Genomic DNA, 23,343 nt, shown 5'->3' with positions numbered 1-23,343 from the left:
ACCCCACCGGCAGCGGAGGAGCACGACGATGAAGGTGCTGAGCATCGTGCTCGCCGGCGGCGAGGGCAAGCGGCTGATGCCCCTGACCGAGGACCGGGCGAAGCCCGCCGTACCGTTCGCGGGGAGCTTCCGGCTGATCGACTTCGCGCTGTCGAACCTCATCAACTCCGGGTTCCTCAAGTGCGCCGTGCTCACCCAGTACAAGTCGCACTCGCTCGACCGGCACATCTCGCTGACCTGGCGGATGTCCAGCATGCTCGGCAACTACGTCACCCCCGTGCCGGCGCAGCAGCGTCGCGGCAAGCAGTGGTACATGGGCAGCGCCGATGCGATCTACCAGTCGATGAACCTGATCGTCGACGAGCGGCCCGACGTCATCGTCGTGTTCGGCGCCGACCACGTCTACCGCATGAACGCCCGCGAGATGGTCGACGCCCACCTCGCCTCGGGGGCAGGCGTCACGGTCGCCGGCATCCGGGTGCCCCGCGCCCAGGCCGACCAGTTCGGCGTCATCAAGGTCGGCGCCGACGGCGTGGCGATCGACGAGTTCCTCGAGAAGCCCGCCGACCCGCCCGGCCTCCCGGACTCCCCCGACGAGGTGCTCGCCTCGATGGGCAACTACGTCTTCAGCACCGAGGTCCTCATCGAGGCGCTCGAGGCGGACGCCGCCGACCCGGCCTCCAAGCACGACATGGGCGGGGACATCGTGCCCGCACTCGTCCGCAGGAGGATGGCCGCGGTCTACGACTTCAAGCACAACTCCGTGCCGGGCACCTCCGAGCGCGACCGCGGCTACTGGCGCGACGTCGGCACCATCGACTCCTACCACGAGGCCCACCTGGACCTCGTCTCCGCCGAGCCGGTCTTCAACCTCTACAACGCGGAGTGGCCGATCTACTCGCTGCCCGCCCAGCTGCCCGGGGCGAAGTTCGTGCACGGCGCCACGGTGCGCGACTCCATCGTCAGCGCCGGGTCGATCATCTCGGGGGCCAGCACCGAGAGCTCCGTCATCGGGACCAACAGCCGGGTCGAGGAGGGCGCGACGGTGCAGCGATCCGTGCTGATGGACAACGTGCTCATCGGCAAGGGCGCGATCATCCGCAACGCGATCATCGACAAGAACGTCACCGTCCCGCCCGGCACCCTCATCGGCATCGACCGGGACGAGGACCTCCGTCGCGGGTTCTCCGTCAGCCCCGGGGGCGTCGTCGCGATCGGCAAGGGCCACGTGCTGTGAGCCCCGCCGAGATGCGCGTCGAGATCCTCACCCGCGAGTTCCCGCCCGACGTGTACGGCGGCGCGGGGGTCCACGTCGACTTCCTGGTCCGCGAGCTGCGCAAGCTCGTCGACGTCGGGGTGCAGTGCATGGGCGAGCCCCGCCCGGGCGCGACCGCGCACTCCGAGAAGGACGCCCGCCTCAGCGACGCCAACCCCGCGCTGCGCGTGTTCTCCACCGACCTCGCGATGACCGCCGCCTGCGAGGGCGCGGCGATCGTGCACTCCCACACCTGGTACGCCGCCATGGCCGGCCACTGGGCCAAGCTGCTCTACGGCGTCCCGCACGTCATCACCGCCCACTCGCTCGAGCCGGACCGGCCGTGGAAGGCCGAGCAGCTGGGCGGCGGCTATGCCCTCTCGAGCTGGGCCGAGCGCACGGCGTACGAGTCCGCCGACGCGGTCGTCGCGGTCAGCCGGGCGATGCACGACGACGTCCTGCGCGCCTACCCGGCGGTCGACCCGTCGCGGGTCCACGTGATCCACAACGGGATCGACGCCGACCTCTACCACCCGGACCCGTCGCGGGACACGCTCGACCGACTGGGTGTCGACCCCGACCGGCCCTACGCCGCCTTCGTCGGCCGGATCACCCGGCAGAAGGGCGTCGCGCACCTCCTGCGGGCGGCGCTGGACTTCGCGCCGGAGATCCAGCTCGTGCTGCTCGCGGGAGCCGCGGACACCCCGGAGCTCAAGGCGGAGACGGACGCCGCCATCGCCGAGCTCCACGCCCGGCGTACGGGCGTCTTCGTGGTCTCCGAGATGCTGCCGCCGGGCGACGTGCGCCAGGTCCTCAGCCACGCGCTGTTCTTCTGCTGCCCGTCGGTCTACGAGCCGCTCGGCATCGTCAACCTCGAGGCGATGGCCTGCGGCACCGCCGTCGTCGCCAGCCGGGTGGGCGGCATCCCGGACGTCGTGGTGGACGGCGAGACCGGGCTCCTCGTCGACTACGACCCCGCGGCGCCCGAGGACTTCGAGCGCGGGTTCGCGGCGGCCGCCAACACGCTCGTCGCCGACCCCGAGCGGGCCCGCGCCCTCGGCGCGGCCGGCAGGGCGCGCGCGACCGACGCCTTCGGGTGGGAGCCGATCGCGGCCCGCACGGTGGAGTTGTACTCCTCGCTGCTCGCCTGAGCTGCTCGCCTGAGCTGCTCGCCCGGGTGCTCGACCGGTCAGGAGCCGAGCGCCGCGGCCACGACCTCGCGGGCCTCGGCCTGCACCTCGGCGAGGTGCTCGGGGCCGCGGAAGGACTCCGCATAGATCTTGTAGACGTCCTCGGTGCCCGAGGGGCGCGCCGCGAACCACGCCGACGCGGTCGTCACCTTGAGCCCGCCGATCGGCGCACCGTTGCCGGGCGCCGCCGTCAGCCGCGCGACGATCGGCTCGCCCGCCAGCTCCGTGGCGGTGACGTCGTCGGGCGAGAGAGCGGCCAGCTTCGCCTTCTGGGTGCGGTCGGCGGGCGCGTCCACCCGGGCGTAGGCCGGGTCGCCGTGGCGCGCCACCAGGTCGGCGTACAGCTCACTCGGCGTGGAGCCGGTGGCAGCGAGGATCTCCGAGGCGAGGAGGGCGAGCAGGATGCCGTCCTTGTCGGTCGTCCACGTCGACCCGTCCCGGCGCAGGAAGGACGCGCCGGCCGACTCCTCGCCGCCGAAGCCGAAGCTGCCGTCGAGCAGCCCCGGCACGAACCACTTGAACCCGACCGGCACCTCGACGACCGGCCTCCCCACGTCCGCTCCCACCCGGTCGATCATCGACGACGAGACGAGCGTCTTCCCGATCCTCGCGCGCGCCGGCCAGTCGGGCCGGGCGCCGCCGAACAGGTGGCCGATGGCCACGGCGAGGAAGTGGTTGGGGTTGAGCAGGCCGCCGTCGGGCGTGACGATGCCGTGCCGGTCGGCGTCGGCGTCGTTGCCGGTGGCGAGGTCGTAGCGGTCGCCGCCGGCCATCAGCCCGATCAGCGAGGCCATGGCGGCCGGGGACGAGCAGTCCATCCGGATCCTGCCGTCCCAGTCGAGCGTCATGAACCGCCAGGTCGGGTCGACGAGGGGGTTGACGACCGTGAGGTCGAGCCGGTGCCGCTCGGCGATCTCGGCCCAGTAGGCGACGCTGGCTCCGCCCAGCGGGTCGGCGCCGATCCGGACGCCGGCGTCACGGACCCGGTCGAGGTCGAGCACCGACGGAAGGTCGTCGACGTACGTGCCCATGAAGTCGTACGCCGACGCGGCGGCCCGAGCGCGCGCGAACGGCACCCGGCGTACGCCGGTGAGCCCGGCCGCGATCAGCTCGTTGGCGCGCTGCGCGATGACCGAGGTCGCGTCGGTGTCGGCGGGGCCGCCGTGCGGCGGGTTGTACTTGAAGCCGCCGTCGGCGGGCGGGTTGTGGGAGGGCGTGACCACGATGCCGTCGGCGAGGCCGGGCGCCGCCGGGGCCCGACCCGCGTTGGCCCTCAGGATCGCGTGCGAGACGGCTGGCGTCGGCGTGTAGCCATCACGGTCGTCGACGAGAACGGTCACGTCGTTGCCGGCCAGCACCTCCAGCGCCGTGGCCCACGCCGGCTCGGAGAGGGCGTGGGTGTCGCGGCCGAGGAAGAGCGGCCCGGTGATGCCCTGGCCGGCGCGGTACTCGCAGATCGCCTGCGTCGTCGCGGCGATGTGGTGCTCGTTGAAGGAGGTCCGCAGCGACGACCCACGATGACCGCTCGTGCCGAAGGCCACGCGCTGCTCGGGATCGTCGGGGTCGGGCTGCTGCGTGTAGTACGCCGTCACCAGGTGCGCGACGTCGACCAGGTCGGACGCCTCCGCCGGCCTGCCTGCCCGTTGGTCCACCGCCGTCTCCCCTCGGTACGGGTGCGCCACGGTGCGCCACCGATGCCGCCACCGTATCGACGTCTGGCGGGGGCGTCACCGGCGAACGCCCTCAGACGTCGGTGATGTGGACTCCGGCGTGGGCCTTGTAGCGCTTGTCGACGGCGGCGAGGTCGGCGGTCAGTGCCTCGACCTGCGCGAGGCCGCGCCCCTGCGGCCGGTCCCGCCCAGGATCGCGATCGTCGTCATGCCGGCACCCGCGCGCTCTGGAGGATCCCGGCGAGGCTGCGCACGTGGGCCACCCGGTCGGCCGGGTCGGCGGCCATCGGGTTGACCAGGAAGGTGCGCACGCCGGCGGCGCGGAACTCCTCGACCTGGCCGGCGATCGACGCCTCGTCGCCCATCAGGGTGACGGCCTCGACCAGGTCCTGCGGCACGGTCGCGGCCGCCTCCGCCTTCTGGCCGGCGAGGTAGAGGTCCTGGATCTCCTTCGCCTCGTCCTCGTAGCCGTAGCGGCAGGTGAGCTGGTTGTAGAAGTTCTTGTCGCGCGCACCCATGCCGCCGATGTAGAGCGCCAGCTGGTCGCGCACCTTCTGCACCACCTCGGCCGGCGGCTCGCCGACGTGGAAGTTCACCTGCAGCTGGATGTCGAGCTCGCCGAGCGCGGGATCACGCTTCTCGAAGCCGGCGGCGAGCGCGTCGCCCCAAGCCTGCTGCGCCTTGAGCGGGTGGAAGAAGAGCGGCTGCCAGCCCTCGGCGATCTCGGCGACGAGGGCGACGTTCTTCTCCCCCAGCGCCGCGATCGACACGGGGATCTCGCTGCGGACCGGGTGGTTGATGAGCTTGAGCGGCTTGCCCAGGCCCGAACCGCCGTCCTCGCGGGTCAGCGGCACCGTGTAGTTCTTCCCCCGGTGGACGACGGGCTCACGCCGCCACACCTGGCGGCAGATGTCCACCACTTCGCGTGTGCGACCGAGCTGGGCGTCGTACTTGACGCCGTGGAAGCCCTCCACGACCTGCGGGCCACTGGCGCCGAGGCCGAGCGTGAACCGGCCGCCGGACACGAAGTCCAGGCCCGCTGCCGTCATCGCCAGCAGGGCCGGGGTGCGGGAGTAGATCTGGAAGATCGCGGAGAGCAGCTCGAGCCTCTCGGTCTTCGCGGCGAGGTAGCCGAGCTGGCTGACGCCGTCGAAGGAGTAGGCCTCCGGGATCGCGGCCAGCTCGAGTCCGGCCTGCTCGTAGGCGAGCATCAGCTCGACGGTCTCGTCGAAGCCGCCGGCGTAGTCGACGACCATGCCGAGCTTGATCCGGTCGGTCGGTGCCGTGCTCATCGGGTGGCGTCCTTCGCGTAGCGGCCGGCGATGTCGCGGCCGATGATCTCCTTCATGATCTGGCTGGTGCCGCCGTAGATCGTCTGCACGCGGCTGTCCCGGAACGCCCGCCCGATCGGGTACTCGTTCATGAAGCCGTAGCCACCGAACAGCTGCAGGCAGCGGCTCGTGACGCGCACCTGCATCTCGGTCGCCCACAGCTTCGCCTTCGACGCCTCGGCGGTCGTCAGCGAGTGCTCGTTGAGCGCGAGGGCGGCGTTCTGCACGTAGGCGCGGGTGATCTCCACCTCCGTCTCGAGCTCGGCGAGCTCGAAGCGGGTGGCCTGCAGGTCACCGACCCGCTGGCCGAAGGCGGTGCGGTCGAAGACGTAGTCCTGCGTCCACCGCACCGCCGCCTCGGCGGAGGCGAGCGCCTGCATCGCCAGCGAGAGCCGCTCCTTCGGGAGCCGCTGCATGAGGTAGATGAGACCCTGCCCGATCTCGCCCAGCACGTTCTCCGGTCCGACGTGGACGTCCTCGAAGACGAGCTCGGCGGTGTCCTGGCCGGCCAGGCCGACCTTGTCGAGCTTGCGGCCACGGGAGAAGCCCGGGTCGTCGCGCTCGACGACGAAGAGGCTGAAGCCGCGCGAGCCGGCGTCCGGGTCGGTCTTCGCGAAGACGATGACGAGGTCGGCGTTGATGCCGTTGGTGATGAACGTCTTCTGCCCGTTGAGGACCCAGCCGTCGCCGTCGCGGACGGCCGTCGTACGGATGCCCTGCAGGTCGCTGCCGGCACCCGGCTCGGTCATCGCGATCGCGCCGACCAGCTCGCCGGTGGCCATGCCCGGCAGCCAGCGCTGCTTCTGCTCGTCGGTGCACAGGTCGAGCAGGTAGGGCAGCACGATGTCGTCCTGGAGCCGCAGCCCCAGGCAGTACGACGTCGCACCGATCGCCGCGAGCTCCTCGGCCACGACCATCGGGTAGCGGAAGTCGGGCTCGCCGCCGCCACCGAGCTCCTCGGGCACGGCGAGGCCGATGATGCCGTTCTTGCCGGCGGCCTGCCACGCGCTGCGCGGGGTGAGGCGCTCGTCCTCCCACTCGAGGTGGTGCGGCTCGACCTCGCGGCGCACGAACTCCCGGACCGAGGCGCGGTAGGCCTCGTGGTCCTCGGTGTAGAAGCCGGTGCGGTGGTTGAGCGAGCTCATCGGCCCGCTCATCGAGGCGCCATCCGGATCGCGCCGTCGAGGCGGATGGTCTCGCCGTTGAGCATCGGGTTCTCGACGACGTGGGCCGCCAGGGCGCCGTACTCCTTCGGGTCGCCGAGGCGCGAGGGGTGCGGGACCTGCTGGCCGAGGCTCGTGCGGGCCTCCTCCGGCAGCGAGGCGAGCAGCGGGGTGTCGAAGAGGCCCGGCGCGATGGTGACCACGCGGATGCCGATGGTCGACAGGTCGCGGGCGATCGGGAGCGTCATGCCGACCACACCACCCTTGGAGGCGGAGTACGCCGCCTGCCCGATCTGGCCGTCGAACGCGGCGACCGACGCCGTGTTGATGATGACGCCGCGCTCCTCGCCGACGAGCTCGAGGCCGGCGATGTGGGCGGCGGCGAGCCGGATGACGTTGAAGGTGCCGATCAGGTTGATCTCGATGATCCGCTGGAACTTGTCGTACGGGTAGGGCGTGTTGTCGCGGCCGACGGTCTTGATCGCGTCGCCGGTGCCGGCGCAGTTCACGACCACCCGCAGGGTGCCGAGCTCGGAGGCCGCGGCGATCGCGGCGAGCACGTCGTCCTCGCTGCGCACGTCGCCGGGGACGAAGCACACGGCGTCGCCGAGCTCCTTCGCGGCGACCTCGCCCGGACCCCCGGGCAGGTCGAGGATGACGGCCTTGCCGCCCTTGGCGAGGAGGGCCTCGACGGTGGCACGGCCGAGGCCGGAGGCCCCGCCGGTGACGAGGGCGACGGTGTCGTTGATCTGCATGCTTGGTCTTCCTTCTCAGAACTTCTCGATGATCGTGGCGTTGGCCATGCCGTTGGCCTCGCACATGGTCTGGATGCCGTAGCGGCCGCCGGTCGCCTCGAGGTGGTTGACGAGCGTGGCCAGCAGGCGGGTGCCGGACGAGCCGAGCGCGTGGCCGAGCGCGATCGCGCCGCCCCACGGGTTGAGCCGCGCCGGGTCGGCGCCCAGGTCGTGGGCCCACGCGAGCGGGACCGGCGCGAAGGCCTCGTTGACCTCGTAGGCGTCGATGTCGTCGATGCCGAGGCCGGCCCTGGCCAGGGCCTTCTGGGTGGCGGGGATGGGCGCGGTCAGCATGAGCAGCGGGTCGTCGCCCGTCACGGCGTACGACGCGAAGCGGGCCCGCGGCGTCAGGCCGAGCCGGCTCGCCATCTCCTCGCTCATGATCAGCGCAGCCGAGGCGCCGTCGGTGAAGGGCGAGGAGTTGCCCGGGTGGATCTGCCACTCGATGTCGGGGAAGCGGGCCGCGAACTCGTTGGTGCGGAAGGCCGGCTGGAGGCCGCCGAGGCCCTCGGCGGTCGTGCTCGCGCGCACGGTCTCGTCGACGCGGTGCTCGACCGCGTTCCCCTCCGCGTCGGTCACCGTGATCGGCACGATCTCCCTGTCGAACAGGCCGGCTGCGGTGGCCTCGGCGGCGCGGCGGTGCGACTCGGCGGAGTAGGCGTCGAGGGTCGCGCGGTCGAGCTTCCACCGCTGCGCGACCAGCTCGGCGGAGATGCCCTGGTGCACCAGGCCCTCCGGGTAGCGGGCGTGGACCTCCGGCCCGAACGTGTCCTTGCCCATCGTCGAGGAGCCCATGGGGACGCGGCTCATCGACTCGACGCCGGCGGCGATCACGACGTCGTACGCACCGGCGGCGACGCCCTGGGCGGCGAAGTGGACGGCCTGCTGGCTCGAGCCACAGGCGCGGTCGATGGTCGTCGCCGGGACCGACTCAGGGAAGCCGGCGCCGAGGACCGCGGCGCGGCCGATGTTCATCGCCTGCTCGCCGGCCTGCATGACGCAGCCGGCGATGACGTCGTCGACGAGGGCGGGATCGAGGTCGTTGCGCTCGACGATCGAGCGCAGGACGTGGACCAGCATCGACGTCGGGTGGGTGCCGGACAGGGCGCCGCCCGGCTTGCCCCTTCCGGAGGCGAGGCGGACGACGTCGACGATGACGGGAGTGGGCACGGGGACCTCCGGGAGGACGGACAACAAACCAGTCAGTGCTGACTGGTTAGGTCGAGGGTAGCCTTCGACTCCGCCGTTTGTCACCCCTCCCCGACCCGGATCGAGAGGAGCGCCCCATGTCGCGCGCCGTGCAGAGCCGCACCATCGACGTGCAGCGCCGGATCCTCGACGCGGCGGTCGAGGTGATGCTCGAACAGGGCTACAGCGGGGCCTCGACGGTGCGGATCCAGGAGCGCGCGGGCGTCTCCCGCGGACGGCTCCTGCACCACTTCCCCTCACGCGACGCGCTGCTGATCGCGGCCTCCCAGCACCTCGCCCGCGCCCGCGTCGGCGAGCTGCCGTCCGGCCACTCCTGGCCCGCCGACCCCGGCAAGCGGATCGACGCCGTCGTCGAGACGATGGCCGGCACCTTCACCCAGCCCTACTTCTGGGCAGCGACCGAGCTCTGGATCGCAGCCCGGACCCACGAGGACCTCCGCGAGGCATTGCTGCCCGGTGAGCGCGAGATCGCCCGCGCGGTCCGCGTCGCGATGGACTCGTTCTTCGGCGAGGAGCTCTGCGCGCGCCCCGGCTACGAGGGCCTGCGCGAGGTGCTCTTCACCAGCCTGCGCGGGATGGCGCTGACCACCTCGTTCGACCCCCGCGAGGAGCCGACGCGGCGCCACGTCGAGCGGCTCAAGCAGCTGGCACGGACCGTCCTGCTCTGACGGCCCCAGGCGCCGGACCTTCGAAGGCGCGCCCGAACGCGCGCCGCAGGCCGACCCCTACGTGCTGGGCGTCGGGGACACCCACTCCGTCCTCGACCGGTACTCCGTCGGGGTGCAGCCGAAGTGCTCCCTGAAGAGCCGGATCATGTGGGAGCTGTCGGAGAACCCCCACGCATGGGCCAGGTCGGTCACGTTCGCCGACGGTTGGGCGCGCAGCTCGCGGGCGACCTGCTCCAGACGGAGCTGGCGTACGACGGATCCGAAGGACTCACCGTCGTTCGAGAAGACCTGGTGGAGCTTGCGCACGGAGATCCCGACGTGACCGGCCGCCTCCTCGGCGAGGACTCGCCCACTCCTGATGCGGCTGCGGGCGTAGCGCGTGGCCGCAGCCCGCAATGCCGCGTCGCGTGCGCCGCGGTCCTCGATCGTGGGCCCGTCGAACGCTCCGAGAGCAGTGGCGAGGACCTGGGCGAAGCTGTCGTCGAGCGCCAGCTGCGCGGCCGGCGTGAGATGCCCGCGCGACTCCCAGATGCTCAGCATCATGTCGATGGCCACCCTCGAGGCACCGCGTTGGCGGTCGATGCCTCGCCCTCCGATCCTGCTGTCCGCCGGCATGATCCGCGCGAGCTTGGTCCGCGGGACGCGGAACGACAGCACGCGCCACGCCTGTCCGTCGCGGGCCTCCTCGAACTCGAGGGTGTACGGCGCCGTCGTGTCGTAGATCCCGATCTGACCGGGGCCGATCACCAGCCGCTCGTCGCCCTGCTCGCCCTTGCAGGAGCCCGCCAGCTGGAGGTTGACGAAGACCTCCTCGCTCGGGGACTGCCGGACCTCTCGGGGTCCGTGGCGCAGGAGCTGGGTGCAGGAGGCGATCTCGGCCGCATTCGTCTCGCCGAGGCGGGTGGACCGGACCCAGCCCTCCAGCCCGACGGGCGTGCGGCTGCGGTCGATGTGCTCGCGGGCGCGGGTCGGCGCGAGGGGGGTGAAGGCCTGGCACACCACATCGGCCCAGTACGCCAGCTGCTGGTCGACCGGGTAGGTGTCGGTGCTCCAGGTTCTGTCCACCACTTCTCCGTCTTGGTGCTGCTCAGGAGAACGGGATTCGGTCTACGGGTGGATCCGCCCGTGCGGCGCGGATCGGTGCATCCCCATCCATTCTGGCATCTCTGCCGTCCCGTTGGTGACCGGACGGGGCGGGAGGTGATCCGCTCTCGCCCCGTCCGGTGCCAGGGACGCCCCGCCAGGGCGTCGCGGCCGACTGACGACCGTGGTCAGCCCTTGTTGACCACGACCGTCTTGGTCTCGGTGTAGGCGTCGAAGACCTCGGCGCCGTGCTCGCGTCCCCACCCGGACTGCTTGTAGCCGCCGAAGGGGAGGGCCGGGTCCAGCACGTGGTAGGTGTTGATCCACACCGATCCGGCACGCAGCTCGCCGGCGACGTCGTGGGCGAGCGCCAGGTCGCGGGTCCAGATGCCGCCGGCCAGTCCGTAGGCGGTCGCATTGGCGGCCTGGACGACCTGCTCGGTGTCGGTGAAGCGCTGAACGGTCAGCACCGGGCCGAAGATCTCCTCGTCGACCACCCGCATGCCGGGCTCGGTGTCGACCAGGACCGTGGGCTCGACGAAGAAGCCCTCGGTGCCGTGGCGGCGGCCCCCCGCCACCGCACGGGCACCCTCCTGGCGCCCGGCGTCGAGGTAGCCGAGCACGGTGTCGAGCTGGGCCTGCGACACGACCGGTCCCATGGTCGTCTCCGGGTCCAGGCTGTTCCCGAGCTTGAACCCGCGCGCGATGTCGGCGACGCCGGCGACCACCTCGTCGTACACGCTGTCGTGGACGAAGAGGCGGCTCCCCGCCTCGCAGGCCTCGCCCTGGTTGAGGAAGATCGCCATGCCGGCGCCCGGGATCGCCGTGTCCAGGTCGGCGTCACCGAAGATGATGTTCGGGGACTTGCCACCCAGCTCGAGCGTCACCTTCTTCAGGTTGCCGGCTGCTCCCTGGATGATCTTCCTGCCGACCTCCGTGGAACCGGTGAACGACACCTTGTCGACGCCCGGGTGGTTGACCAGCGCGGCGCCCGTCTCCTCGCCGCCGCCGTGGACGATGTTGACCACACCGTCGGGAATCCCTGCCTCCCGGACGACCTCGGCGAAGAGCGCAGCCGTCAGTGGCGTCTGCTCGGCCGGCTTGAGGACGACCGTGTTGCCCGCCGCCAGTGCGGGCGCGAGCTTCCACGCCACGAGCAGGAGAGGGAAGTTCCACGCGATGATCGCGCCGACGACACCCACCGGCTCGCGCAAGGTGTAGGCGAAGTAGTTCCCGGGTCCGGCCGGCGCCGTGACCGGGATGGTGGAGCCGGTCAGCTTGGTCGGCCAACCCGCCATGTAACGGAACCACTCGACCACGAGCGGGATGTCGACGGCACGGGCCAGCGTGAGCGGCTTGCCGGTGTCGAGCGCCTCGAGGGTGGCGAACTCCTCGGCCCGCTCCTCGATCAGGTCGGCGAGCCGCCAGAGCACCTTGGAGCGCTCCCCCGCAGGCATCCGCTTCCACGGCCCGTCGAGGGCGAGACGGGCGGCCGTGACCGCGAAGTCGACCTCGCGCGGGCCGCCCGAGGCGACGTCGGCCAGCGCCGATCCGTCGCAGGGGTTCAGTGTCGTGAAGGTCTCGCCGCTCGCCGACCAGACGTCCGCCCCGCCGATCAGGTGGGAGACCGTGGACTTCAGGAACGCCGACACGGCGTCCGGGATCTCCAGGGAGATCGTCATGATGTGCCTTCTTTCGTCTGTGTGCGTGGCCGCCCGGGCTGGTTCACCCGACGCCCATCGAGGGAGTGGTCAGAGGGAGAGCCGGTTCTCACCGGCAGCCAGCGGGTCGAAGGCAGGGTTGAGGAGCATCTCGTGGATCGCGCGGCGCCGGACGCCCATGTTCCCGCCGTCGTACACGGGGAAGCAGAGGACGTCCTGCATGATCGACGCGATCGGGGTGCGGTCGCCGTACGCCTCGACGCCCACCAGGCGCATGGCGTCGTAGACCGTCTGCACCGACAGCTCGGAGTTGAAGATCTTGACCATGTTGGCCAGCTCCCGGTCCTTGCCGCCGGTCTTGTCGTAGTGGTCGGCCGCCTTCCACGCGAAGTACCTGGCGGCCTCGATGCGGGTCTTGATGTCGGCGAGCATGTAGCCGGCGTTCTGGTACTCCAGGACGGGGTGGGGACCGGACCGGTGGTCGGTCCGCGTGAACTCGTAGGCGAAGTCGAAGGCCGCGCGCATCCGACCGACGCAGGCAGCCCCGATGCTCGAGCAGGTCCAGGAGAAGGCGGCCTTGATGAGCTCGAGTCCGTCGCCCGGCGAGCCGATCATGTTGGACGCCGGCACCCGGACGTCGTTGAACTCCACCACGGGCGAGTTCGTGGCGAGGTGGCCGATCGTGTCGATCATGCCGGTGATCTCGACACCCGGCGCACCGGCCTCGACGACGATGACCGCCAACGACTCCGACGAAGGCCGGGACATGTCGGTCCGGACCATGACGCTGATCAGGTCGGCGCCGCGGTCGTCCCACCCGGAGGCGTTGGTGGTGTAGGCCTTCTTGCCGTTGATGACCCACTCGTCCCCGTCCAGCTCGGCAAACGTCCGGGTGCCGGCCGCCGGGTCGGGCGAGTCGTAGTTCGCACCGCCCGCGGCCTCGGTGAACGCGATGGCGCCGAGCCGTGGCTGGTCGCCCGTGAACGGGCGGAGGAAGCGCTCCTTCTGCTCCTCGGTGCCCCCGACGATGACCGGGTGGAGACCGAGGCCGGTGCCGAGCAGTGCCGACGCCACGTTGACGTCGACACGGGCGATCTCCTCGCAGGCGAGCGCGAACTGCAGGTTGGTGAAGCGGCCGCCGCCGTACTCGGCCGGGACCAGCCCGCGGAGGAAGCCACCGGCGACCATCTGCTCGTAGAACGGACGGATGGCACGGAACCGGTCCAGCGGGTCCGTGAACGGGGCGATCGCGTCCGCGACGCCGCTGAGCACCTCGTCAGCGAATGCCCGCGCCTGCTTGCGGAGACCCAGCTCCTCCTCGCTCAGGGTGAAGTCGATTGCCATGGCGGCCTCCTCGGGTTGCGACTCCGTCACGTGACGGAGATCTCGTGATGCGCCCAATCTCTCCGCCTGCCCCCCGCCGCCGCGTGGACGTACGTGCACGGTGGATGGAACCGCTGTGCACGCCGGACCGACGGATGCGCAGCCGGCAGATCCGCGAGCAGCCGGCCGATGCGCTGGCCCGCGACCCGCCTCGGATCGAGGCGTCGGACCGGTTCACGCTGCACCGGTGGAGGCGAGGGGGTTCGAAACCCCTGACCTTCTCACCGTGAATGGCTCTCCGGCCGTTGGGCGATCGGATTCACGCCTGCACAGAGTCTCGACTCCGCACGGGCGTCGAGGCGTGCGCGGGCTGCGACACGCTTGAGTGCGTCGAGGTGTCGGCGGCTCGACCGCCGCCTGCGCTCATGACGACTCATCCACCACGATCACGTGCAGATGCCGCGGCCCGTGGACCCCCTCGACCCGGTCCAGCTCGATGTCGCTGGTCGCGCTCGGGCCGCTGATCCAGGTGAGCGGGCGGACGGGGTCGAGCAGCGGGAAGGCGTCGGGCACGTCGGCGACCACCTGGTCGGCGTACACGATGCAGACATGGCGGTCGGGCACGAGCGAGATGACGCGGCGGCCCTGGTCGGGCGCATGGTCGAGCACGATGGTGCCGGTCTCGGCGATGCCGACGCGGGCGCAGGTCACGACCGCGTCGATCGCGTCGAGGTCGGCCGCCGAGAGGGCGTCGTCGACGACCGGCGACGCGATGCCGGCGAGCACGACGTCCGGCAGCCCCACCGGTACGACGACCCGCGCGCCGTCCGGGAGGGCGGCCGCGACCGCCGCGGCGAGCCCGTCGGGCGGGCACTGGACGACCGTGGCTCGGTAGTCGGCGACCCGCTCGGCGAAATGCTCGACCAGTGACGTACCTGCCGGCGCCGCAGCGCCGGGCGGTGCGACCACCGGCTCGTCGGCGCCCTCGACGTCGCGCAGTGCGGCGCGGACGCGGCCGAGGACCTCGTCCCTGGCGCTCGTCATTCGCGCTCACCTCCGTCGGTCCGTTTCCACCAGTCCCGGAACGACTCGGCCGGCGGGACCGGCAGGTCGCGGGCGTCGGTCCACGCACCGCCCGGACCGGGCAGTCGCCCGAGCGAAGCCTTGCCGCGCCGGCGCAGGACCCGCCCCGCGACGGAGGAGAGCCGCTCGGCGCGGCCGAGGCGACCAGGGTCGGCGAAGGCCCAGGCCGCGCCGCGGAAGGCGAGCGCCTCGGGCTTCGGCACCCGGTCGTCGCGGTGGCCGTCGACGACCTTGGCACGTAGGTGGACCAACACCTCAGGGATGTCGATCCGCACCGGGCAGGCCTCGAAGCAGGCGCCGCACAGCGAGGAGGCATAGGGCAGCGAGTCGGTCTGCGGGTCGCCCGTCCCCTTGAGCAGGGGGTTGAGGATCGCGCCGATCGGGCCGGGGTAGACCGAGCCGTAGGCATGTCCACCGGTCCGCTCGTAGACCGGGCAGACGTTCAGGCAGGCCGAGCAGCGGATGCACCGCAGGGCCTGGCGGCCGGTCTCATCGGCCAGTGCGCGGGTGCGGCCGTTGTCGAGGAGGACGACGTGCACCTCCTGGGGTCCGTCGCCGGGGGTGATGCCGGTCCAGGTGGAGGTGTAGGGGTTCATCCGCTCGCCGGTCGAGGACCGGGGCAGCAAGCGGATGAGGGGGTCGAGCTCGGCCCAGGTCGGGACGACCTTCTCGATCCCGACGATGCTGACCAGCACGTCGGGCAGGGTCAGGCACATCCGGCCGTTGCCCTCGGACTCGACGACCACGAGGGTGCCGGAGTCGGCGACGGCGAAGTTGGCGCCGGAGACGGCGAGCTTCGCGCGCAGGAACTTCTCGCGCAGGTGTTCGCGCGCCGCGCCGGCGAGGACCGCCGGCTCGTCGGTCAGGTCGTCCGGCGCGGGCCGCCCGACCTCGCCCATCCGGCGGCGGAAGATCTCACGGATCTCCGCGCGGTTGCGGTGGATCGCGGGCACCAGGATGTGACTCGGCAGGTCACCGCCGAGCTGGACGATCAGCTCGGCCAGGTCGGTCTCCCAGGCTGCGATGCCCTCAGCCTCGAGCGCCTCGTTGAGGCCGATCTCCTGGGTCACCATCGACTTGACCTTCACGACCTCGTCGACCGCGTGCGCGCGCGCGACCTCGACGACGATCCGGTTGGCCTCGTCGGCGTCACGGGCCCAGTGCACGACGGCACCACGGGCGGTCAGCGACTCCTCCAGCTCCACGAGCCGGGAGTCCAGTGAGCGCAGGGCGCGGTCCTTGACGGCCGCACCGGCGAGCCTCAGGTCCTCCCAGTTCTCGACCTCACCGACGACCGCAGCGCGCTTGCCGCGGATCACCCCGGTGGCGTGGGCGAGGTTGTGGCGCAGCTGGGTGTCCGCCAGTGCGGTACGCGCGGCCGACGGGAACGTCGGCATGCCCACGAAGGTGCCCGTCATGCCGGCCGCTCCTCGGTCGAGGCGAGGATCTCGGCCAAGTGCATCACCCGGACGCCGGAGCGGCCGCGGTTCAGCACACCGCCGATGTGCATCAGGCAGGAGTTGTCACCCGCGACGAGGACCTCGGCGCCGGTCTCCCGTACGTGCCGGGCCTTGTCCGTGCCCATCGCCACGGAGGTGTCGGCGTTCTTGAGCGCGAAGGTGCCGCCGAAGCCGCAGCACTCCTCGGCCTTCGGCAGGTCCACGAGCCGCAGCCCGCGCACCTTCTCCAACAGCTGCCGGGGCCGGTCGCCGACGCTGAGCATCCGCAGCGAGTGGCAGGTCGGGTGATAGGTCACCGAGTGCGGGAAGTAGGCCCCCACGTCGGTCACGCCGAGCACGTCGACGAGGAACTCGGTCAGCTCGTACGTCTTCGGCGAGGTCTCCGCGACCGCGGCAGCCAGCCCCGCATCACCCGACCGTGCGGCCACCAGCTGGTGCTGGTGCCGCGCCGAGCCCGCGCACGACCCGGACGGCGTGACGACGGCGTCGTACCCCTCGAAGGCACGGACGAAGGAGCGCACCGCCGGGACCGCCTCGTCGAGGTAGCCGGTGTTGACCATCGGCTGCCCACAACACGTCTGCGCCTGCGGGAAGTCGACGTCGACGCCGACCCGCCGCAGCAGCCGTACGACGGCCTGGCCCGTGCCGGGGAACATCGCGTCGTTGACGCAGGTGACCATCAGTGCGACGCGCATGCGCTCATCCTCGCGGAGTCCATCAGGCAGGGACCACCTTCTCGACGTAGGGCACGAGCCGTACCGGACCGGTCAGGCCGTAGCTCTGGCGGGTGGTGACGCCGTAGACGCCGGGCGTCACGACTCGCAGCCGGTTGAGCAGCGTCGAGGCCACCTCGACCTCGATCACGTTCGCACCGGGGACGAGGGTGTGGCCGAGGTCCACGACCGCGTCCATCGGGTCGAGGGCCGGCAGCAGCTCGCCGTTGACCCGCACCCGGAAGGTGTCGTTGACCTCGCCGAGCTCGAGGAAGGCGCCGTCGGCCGCGGTCCAGTCGGCGCCGAGGTCGACGGTCATGCGGTAGCGGCCGACACCGGAGACGTCCTCGAGACCACTCACCTTCGACCACGCCTGCACGGAGGCGAGGTCGCGGGTGAGGACCTCCTTCGACGTCGCGAGGTCCTTCGGGTCGGCCGGGTTCGCCGGCCTCCAGTCCTCCAGCTCCAGGCTCCACGACGCCGGTACGACGGGCTGCCGGACCCGGTCGACGACCACCTTCGCGGTGCGCCCGTCGGCCTTCGTGAGCTCGAAGGTGCCGGCGGTCGTCGTCCGCAGGGCGGCGTTGGCGCCGCGCGCCACGATGCTCTGGCCGGCCGTCGCGACGGGCAGCACCGAGCGGGCGACGCCCGCGCCGGGCGCGGCCAGTGCGACGACGGTGGACTGCCCGGGCACCAGGTCGACCCGGACCCGGACTCGGGCGCCCGAGCGCTCGTAGGCTGCGATCCGCGTGACCTCGCCGGTCCATGCGTCCAGCAGCCATGGGACGGACGCGCGGTCGGTGGCGGTGAGCCACACGTCCTGCTGGACCGGGTTGAGCCGTCGGTTCTCGGCGTGGCGAGCGTTGGCGAGGTAGTAGAGGTCGACGTCGCCGGTGACCCGGCGGACGTGCATGACCGTGGAGTCGGTGTGCTCGACGTCGCGTACGACGCCGAGGGCAGCCAGCGCGTTGCCGACCTCGGCCTCGGGGACCGTGCGGGTGGTCGGCAACGCACCGATCTGGGTCATCAGCGAGCGGACCTCGGTGGTCGCCGCGGCGTCGTCCCGGCCGGCCGGCGTCACTTGTGTCCAGTCGCCGATGAGCACGATCGGCAGGCCCTTGCGGCCCAGCGCGAACAGTCGCTTCGCGCCGTCGACGTCCATCGTGAAGGCGTTGCCACGCAGGTTGTCGGGGCCCACGACGACGGCCTTGTAGGCCGGGCCGTCCGGGGCCAGGCGGCCGTTCGCGAAGTCCACGCCGTCGAGCGCGAGCAACGACGCGCTCACGAAGGAGTGCGACCAGCCGAGCTTGGTGCCGTTGTTGGTGATCCACTGCGGGCCGATGCCGGTCGATGCCCAGCCCTTGTGCCGCCAGAACGCCACGTCGTACTTCGGGGCGCCGGTCTGCAGGACCAGCTGGGTCCGGGCGAGGTAGGCGGCGATGCCGGGGACGTGCTGCCACTGCGGGGTCCGCGGTCCCCAGGCCTCACCGAAGCCGACGGCGTTGTTGTAGTAGGGCGAGAACGCCGCGAAGCCCGGCCACGTGACGTCGGGCGCCTTCGCATAGGGGAAGCCGTGCACCATCAGGTGGTTGACGCCCGCGACGAAGATGCTGTTGATGGTGAACAGCGCCTGGTTCTGTGCCGTCGGGCTGGTGCTGTTGGCGCCCCAGGTCGTGTTGTAGGCCGCGCCGTTGTAGCAGATCGCCTCGCAGGACAGGACCTTGTGGCCGGCCAGGTCGCGACCGGCCGCCATCACCCGGTAGTCGTCGAGGTTCTTGAAGCCGAGCGACTCGGTCTCCGGCACGTCGACGACCGCCGCGTGCTGCATGGTGTCGGTCTCCAGGCCGTAGGGCTGGATCCGGATGCCCATGCCGAGCGTCTTCGCGAACTCCTGCATCGGGCGCAGGTGCTGGTCGCGGTAGAGGTCGGACAGGACGATGTTGTAGTCGTCGCGGACCTCGTTGGTGCGAAGGTTGTCGGCCGTCGTGGGGTCGGCGGCGGCCAGCGAGAACTGGTACTTCTCGTCCTTCTCCAGCACGAACGGCAGCCACGGCCGCAGGTCGTAGTCGTGGGTCGCCTCGAACGCGTCGAGGAAGTCGCGGGTCCAGATGGTCGCGTCGGTCTCGATCTCGAGGGAGTCCTCGAAGAGGTACCCGCCGGCCGCGCGGAACAGCGCCCGCAGCTCCCCGTCGAGCACGCGGTCCTCCCAGAGGTCGATGACCTTCTGCGCGCCGCGGCGGCTGAAGTGGTCGACCACGTAGGCGCGGGGCGAGGTGTGCGGGCCGGCCTCGGGCTCCTGGCCCGAGCCGCGCTGCCAGGTGGCGAGCAGGACCCAGGTCGCACCGGCGGGCTCGGCGGGGGCGGCCCAGGTGAGGTGCTCACCATCGACCTCGGCGGCCAGGTCGACGTACGACGCCGGGTCGAGGATCGTGCTGGTGATGTTGTTGTTGCGGTCACGCACGTGGCCGGTGACCCGGTGGGCCTGCACCGTGACCAGCTCCTGACGGGTCACCGACGACGCGGCCTCGACGACGGGCTCGGGCAACGCGGCGTCGTAGGCCTGGCCGGCGAGCAATGTCGCCTGCCCGTGCACCAGCTCGGTGCAGGCCGCGTCGTCGTCGGGCGTGATGGTCGGGACGGCCGCGGGCCAGGAGGGCCCGACCGTGACGTCCACGCGCACTCCCCGCTGCGCGGCACGGGCCAGCGCGGCCTTGACCCCGGCCACCCACGGGCCGGTCCCCCAGCCGTGGGACGCGACGTCGATCTCGATGCCGCGGGCGCGCAGGCTGTGGGTGACGTCGGCGACCTCGAGCACGCCGAAGCCGGCGTCGGCGACCTGGTCGACCTCACGGGCGACCTCGACCGGGTCGACGAGGCCGTGCGGCCACCACCAGCGGAAGCCCGCTGCGGTGGCGGTCCCCGGCTTGCGGAAGGCCTTCACGAGGGCGTCGGGGAGTCCGGCGGTGCCGGGCGCAGCGGCTTGGGCCGGAGCCATGGCGGCGGTGCCGGCGGCGCCGACCGCGGCGGCCGTGCCGAGGGTCGCGGCGGCGGCACCGAAGAGCGCGCGCCGGTTGAGGCGGGCGCCGGGGACGGGGGTCGGGTCGGTCATGCGGGTCGGCCTTCCGGGAGGAGTGGGAGGAGGAAGGAGCAGCAGGTCAGGAGATGCGCGCCTCGGCCGCATCCCAGTCGAGTCCGTCGCGCGGCTCGAACCGCTTGACGTTGTACGAGCGACGGACGAGGTCACGCATCGCCGGCAGGTCCGGCAGGTCCGCGCCGAGGGCGCGACCCTGGACGAGGACGTTGCCGAGTGCGGCCGCCTCGACGGGGCCGGCGAGGACGGGCAGGCCGCAGGCGTCGGCCGTGAGCTGGCAGAGCACCTCGTTCTGAGAGCCACCGCCGACGACGTGGACGACCTCGGGCGCGGTGCCCGCGAGCGCTGCCGCGGTGCGGACGTGCCGACGGTAGGCGACGGCGAGGCTGTCCACGATGCAGCGGGTGATCGCGACCGGCGAGTGCGGGATCACCTCGCCGGCCTCAGCCGCCAGCTTCGCGATCCGCTCGGGCATCGGGTCGGCCGCCCTGCTCGGGAAGAGCAGACGGGGGTCGTTGATGTCGACCACCGTACGCAGCGGCTCGAACCCGGCCGCGGCCTCGATCAGCGAGCGCAGCTCGACGTCCTTGAAGCGCCGCTCGCTCCACGAGCGCAGCGACTCCGAGAGGACCCACAGGCCCATCACGTTCTTGAGGAAGCGGACCGTTCCGTCGACGCCGATCTCGTTGGTGAAGTCGGCCAGGCGGGCGTCCTCGGTCAGCACCGGCTGGTCGAGCTCGAGGCCCACCAGCGACCACGTGCCCGAGGAGATGTAGGCGAAGTCCTCGGCCTGCGCGGGGACGCCGACGACCGCCGACGCGGTGTCGTGCGAGCCCACTGCGACGACCGGTACGTCAGCGGACACACCGAGCTCCCGGGCGACGTCGGGCAGCAGCGGGCCGAGCAGGGAGCCCGGCTCCCGCAGGGGAGGGAGGATCCCCCACGGCAGCCCGAGCTCCCGGCACAGGTCGACCGCCCAGGTGCCGGTGCGGACGTCGTACAGCTGGGTGGTCGAGGCGTTGGTGCGCTCGGCGCCGATCGCGCCAGTGAGCCAGTAGCCGAGCAGGTCGGGCAGCAGCAGCATCGTCTCCGCGGACTCCAGCGCAGCCGTGCCGCGGGCGGCGACCAGCTGGTAGAGGGTGTTGAAAGGGAGCTGCTGGATGCCGGTCGTCCCGTAGAGGCGGTCGGCACCGACCTCTGCGACCACCTTCTCGGCGATTCCGTCGACGCGCGCGTCGCGGTGGCTGAAGACCTGGCCGAGCAGCTGGCCGTCGCGGTCGAGCAGCCCGTGGTCGATGGCCCACGAGTCGATGCCGATGCCGTGCAGCGGGCCGGTCCGGGCCACCTCGCCGATGCCGTTGAGCACCTCGCGGTGGATGCCGAGGACATCCCAGAACAGCGAGCCGCGCACCCGCACCGCCCCGTTGGGGAAGCGGTGCATCTCGTTGATCTCGACGCGCTCGCCGCTGATCCGGCCGGACATCACCCGGCCGGAGGTGGCACCGAGGTCGACCGCTGCGACCCGGACGGCGTTCATCGGAGGAAGGCGGCAGCCACCCCGGCGTCGACCGGGATGTGCAGACCGGTGGTGTGGGTGAGCTCGGGTCCGCAGAGCACGAACACGGCGTTGGCGATGTTCTCCGGCAGCACCTCCCGCTTGAGGATCGTGCGCTGGGCGTAGAACTTGCCGAGGTCCTTCTCCTCGACGCCGTAGACGGCGGCCCGGTTGGCGCCCCAGCCGCTGGCGAAGATGCCCGAGCCGGCGACGACGCCGTCGGGATTGACGCCGTTGACCTTGATGCCGTGCTCGCCGAGCTCGGCCGCGAGCAGGCGGACCTGATGGGCCTGGTCGGCCTTCGCGGCGCCGTACGCGACGTTGTTGGGGCCGGCGAAGATCGAGTTCTTGCTGGAGATGTAGACGATGTCACCGCCCAGCTGCTGGTCGATCATCACCTTCGCGGTCGCCTTGGCGACGAGGAAGGAGCCCTTGGCCATCACGTCATGCTGGAGGTCCCAGTCCTTCTCCGTGGTCTCGAGCAGCGAGCGCGAGAGCGAGAGGCCGGCGTTGTTGACGACGAGGTCGACACCCCCGAACGCCAGGACCGCGGCGTCGACGGCGGCCTGGACGGCGGCCTCGTCGCTGACGTCGACCTGGACGCCGACGGCGACGTCCGAGCCGCCCAGTTCCGCGGCGGCCTCTTGGGCCTTCTCCAGGCTGAGGTCCGCGATCACGACGCAGGCGCCCTCGGCAGCCAGCTTGGCGGCGGTCGCCTTGCCGATGCCGGAGGCGGCGCCGGTGACCAGCGCGACCCGGGTGGCGAGCGGCTTCGGCTTCGGCATCCGCTGGAGCTTGGCCTCCTCGAGCGCCCAGTACTCGATGCGGAACTTCTCCGCCTCGTCGATCGGCGCATACGACGACAGGCCCTCGGCGCCGCGCATCACGTTGATCGCGTTGACGTAGAACTCACCGGCCACACGGGCGGTCTGCTTGTCCTTGCCGAAGCTGAACATGCCGACGCCGGGCACCAGCACGATGAGTGGGTCCTTGCCGCGGATCGCCGGCGAGTCCGCGACGGCGTTGCGGTCGTAGTAGCCCTGGTAGTCCTCGCGGTAGGCAACGGCCAGCTCGTGCAGCCGGGCGATGCTGTCCTCGACCGACGCGGTCGGGGGGAGGTCGAGCACCAGGGGCTTCACCTTGGTACGCAGGAAGTGGTCGGGGCAGGAAGTGCCGAGGGCGGCCAGGCGCGGGTGCTCGCTGCTCGCGAGGAATTCGAGGACCACGTCGCTGTCGGTGAAGTGGCCGACCATCGGCCGGTCAGCGCTCGCGATGCCGCGGATGGTCGGGGCGAGCGCGGCGGCCCGTGCCCGGCGCTCGGCGGCCGGCAGGGCGCCGTACCCGTCGAGCGCGGCGCCGAAGGGCTCCGCCTTGCTGTGCTCGGCGATGTACGCCGCCGCGGTGTCGATGATCCAGAGCGAGTTGGCCTCGGCCTCCTCGCTGGTGTCACCCCAGGCGGTGATGCCGTGCCCGCCGAGGATGCAACCGATCGACTGCGGGTTCTGCTCCTTGATCGCGGCGATGTCCAGGCCGAGCTGGAAGCCGGGACGGCGCCACGGCACCCAGACGACCTTGTCGCCGTAGATCTCCTTGGTCAGCGCCTCGCCGTCGGCGGCGGTCGCGATCGCGATGCCGGAGTCGGGGTGCAGGTGGTCCACGTGCGCAGCGTCGACGAGGCCGTGCATGGCGGTGTCGATCGACGGCGCGGCGCCGCCCTTGCCGTGGAGGCAGTAGTCGAACGCGGCAACCATCTCGTCCTCGCGCTCGACACCGGGGTAGACGTCGACCAGGCTGCGCATCCGGTCGAGGCGGAGGACGGCCAGTCCGGACTCGGTGAGGGTGCCGAGGTCGCCGCCGGATCCCTTCACCCAGAGGAGCTCGACGGGCTCGCCGGTGACCGGGTCGGTCTCGGTGCCCTTGGCCGAGGTGTTGCCGCCCGCGTAGTTGGTGTTCTTGGGGTCGGCGCCGAGGCGGTTGGAGCGCGCGATCAGCGCGGCCGCTGCGGGGTTCGTCATGACGTCCTTCTCGGGGTGCGGTTGGTCTGGTCGGTCACGGGGTCTCGTGTCGGTCGCTGCGCGACCTCCTCGACCACCG

The 23,343-nt window shown here is 71.7% G+C and carries 16 protein-coding genes and 1 pseudogene; 3 read left to right on the top strand and 14 right to left on the bottom strand.

What is annotated here, in order from left to right; translation table 11 throughout:
• Positions 1 to 10: 10 nt before the first annotated feature.
• A pseudogene (gene glgC, locus BJ993_RS14400) lies at positions 11 to 1,237 on the top strand (glucose-1-phosphate adenylyltransferase); the annotation flags it as partial.
• Positions 1,238 to 1,248: 11 nt separating this feature from the next.
• The gene (gene glgA, locus BJ993_RS14395; RefSeq protein WP_179652306.1) at positions 1,249 to 2,406 is read left to right on the top strand and encodes a glycogen synthase; all 1,158 of its coding nucleotides are present in this window, start codon (positions 1,249 to 1,251) and stop codon (positions 2,404 to 2,406) included.
• A gap of 38 nt (positions 2,407 to 2,444) precedes the next feature.
• Here the strand turns inward: glgA and pgm are convergent, their stop codons facing one another.
• The 5 genes from pgm to BJ993_RS14370 form a co-directional block, all read right to left on the bottom strand.
• On the bottom strand, positions 2,445 to 4,097 hold the full coding sequence (gene pgm, locus BJ993_RS14390) for a phosphoglucomutase (alpha-D-glucose-1,6-bisphosphate-dependent) (protein WP_179649465.1): 1,653 nt from the start codon (positions 4,095 to 4,097) through the stop codon (positions 2,445 to 2,447).
• A gap of 224 nt (positions 4,098 to 4,321) precedes the next feature.
• The gene (locus BJ993_RS14385) at positions 4,322 to 5,407 is read right to left on the bottom strand and encodes an LLM class F420-dependent oxidoreductase (RefSeq protein ID WP_257026889.1); all 1,086 of its coding nucleotides are present in this window, start codon (positions 5,405 to 5,407) and stop codon (positions 4,322 to 4,324) included.
• Entirely contained in the window at positions 5,404 to 6,591 is a 1,188-nt protein-coding gene (locus BJ993_RS14380) for an acyl-CoA dehydrogenase family protein (RefSeq protein WP_036547187.1), read from the bottom strand. The genes BJ993_RS14385 and BJ993_RS14380 overlap by 4 nt, the downstream gene beginning before the upstream one ends.
• Before the next feature lie 8 nt (positions 6,592 to 6,599).
• Positions 6,600 to 7,364 (bottom strand): 3-hydroxyacyl-CoA dehydrogenase, encoded by a 765-nt coding sequence (locus BJ993_RS14375; RefSeq protein ID WP_179649463.1) that lies wholly within the window; start codon positions 7,362 to 7,364, stop codon positions 6,600 to 6,602.
• Positions 7,365 to 7,379: 15 nt separating this feature from the next.
• Positions 7,380 to 8,573: a thiolase family protein gene (locus BJ993_RS14370; protein ID WP_179649461.1), complete on the bottom strand. Its 1,194-nt coding sequence runs from the start codon at positions 8,571 to 8,573 to the stop codon at positions 7,380 to 7,382.
• A gap of 116 nt (positions 8,574 to 8,689) precedes the next feature.
• On the opposite strand from BJ993_RS14370, the gene BJ993_RS14365 reads away from it, so the two are divergent.
• Complete coding sequence (locus BJ993_RS14365) at positions 8,690 to 9,280, top strand: TetR/AcrR family transcriptional regulator (RefSeq protein WP_179649459.1); 591 nt, start codon at positions 8,690 to 8,692, stop codon at positions 9,278 to 9,280.
• A gap of 57 nt (positions 9,281 to 9,337) precedes the next feature.
• Here the strand turns inward: BJ993_RS14365 and BJ993_RS14360 are convergent, their stop codons facing one another.
• The 9 genes from BJ993_RS14360 to BJ993_RS14320 all read right to left on the bottom strand — a co-directional run bounded on the left by BJ993_RS14360 (position 9,338) and on the right by BJ993_RS14320 (position 23,264).
• Positions 9,338 to 10,345 carry a helix-turn-helix domain-containing protein gene (locus BJ993_RS14360; RefSeq protein WP_179649457.1) on the bottom strand — a complete coding sequence of 336 codons (1,008 nt, stop codon included), beginning with the start codon at positions 10,343 to 10,345 and terminating at the stop codon, positions 9,338 to 9,340.
• A gap of 206 nt (positions 10,346 to 10,551) precedes the next feature.
• The gene (locus tag BJ993_RS14355; RefSeq protein WP_218864703.1) at positions 10,552 to 12,045 is read right to left on the bottom strand and encodes an aldehyde dehydrogenase family protein; all 1,494 of its coding nucleotides are present in this window, start codon (positions 12,043 to 12,045) and stop codon (positions 10,552 to 10,554) included.
• 69 nt (positions 12,046 to 12,114) lie between these two features.
• Entirely contained in the window at positions 12,115 to 13,368 is a 1,254-nt protein-coding gene (locus tag BJ993_RS14350; RefSeq protein ID WP_179649455.1) for an acyl-CoA dehydrogenase family protein, read from the bottom strand.
• 402 nt (positions 13,369 to 13,770) lie between these two features.
• A complete protein-coding gene (locus BJ993_RS14345; RefSeq protein ID WP_179649453.1) occupies positions 13,771 to 14,391 on the bottom strand; it encodes a LutC/YkgG family protein in 621 nt (206 codons plus the stop codon).
• Entirely contained in the window at positions 14,388 to 15,848 is a 1,461-nt protein-coding gene (locus BJ993_RS14340; RefSeq protein WP_179649451.1) for a lactate utilization protein B, read from the bottom strand. Before BJ993_RS14340 ends, BJ993_RS14345 begins: the two co-directional genes overlap by 4 nt.
• Positions 15,845 to 16,585 (bottom strand): (Fe-S)-binding protein, encoded by a 741-nt coding sequence (locus tag BJ993_RS14335; RefSeq protein WP_179649449.1) that lies wholly within the window; start codon positions 16,583 to 16,585, stop codon positions 15,845 to 15,847. The genes BJ993_RS14340 and BJ993_RS14335 overlap by 4 nt, the downstream gene beginning before the upstream one ends.
• 22 nt (positions 16,586 to 16,607) lie before the next feature.
• Positions 16,608 to 19,712, bottom strand: a complete 3,105-nt coding sequence (locus tag BJ993_RS14330) for a glycosyl hydrolase (protein WP_179649447.1) — start codon at positions 19,710 to 19,712, stop codon at positions 16,608 to 16,610.
• Between the two features lie 46 nt (positions 19,713 to 19,758).
• On the bottom strand, positions 19,759 to 21,231 hold the full coding sequence (locus tag BJ993_RS14325) for a rhamnulokinase (protein ID WP_179649445.1): 1,473 nt from the start codon (positions 21,229 to 21,231) through the stop codon (positions 19,759 to 19,761).
• Positions 21,228 to 23,264: a bifunctional rhamnulose-1-phosphate aldolase/short-chain dehydrogenase gene (locus tag BJ993_RS14320; RefSeq protein ID WP_036547155.1), complete on the bottom strand. Its 2,037-nt coding sequence runs from the start codon at positions 23,262 to 23,264 to the stop codon at positions 21,228 to 21,230. Before BJ993_RS14320 ends, BJ993_RS14325 begins: the two co-directional genes overlap by 4 nt.
• Between the last annotated feature and the right edge of the window lie 79 nt (positions 23,265 to 23,343).

The organism is Nocardioides aromaticivorans (assembly GCF_013408525.1).
In the GTDB taxonomy this organism is placed as follows: Bacteria; Actinomycetota; Actinomycetes; order Propionibacteriales; family Nocardioidaceae; genus Nocardioides; species Nocardioides aromaticivorans.
This window is presented reverse-complemented; position numbering and strand designations above follow the sequence as displayed.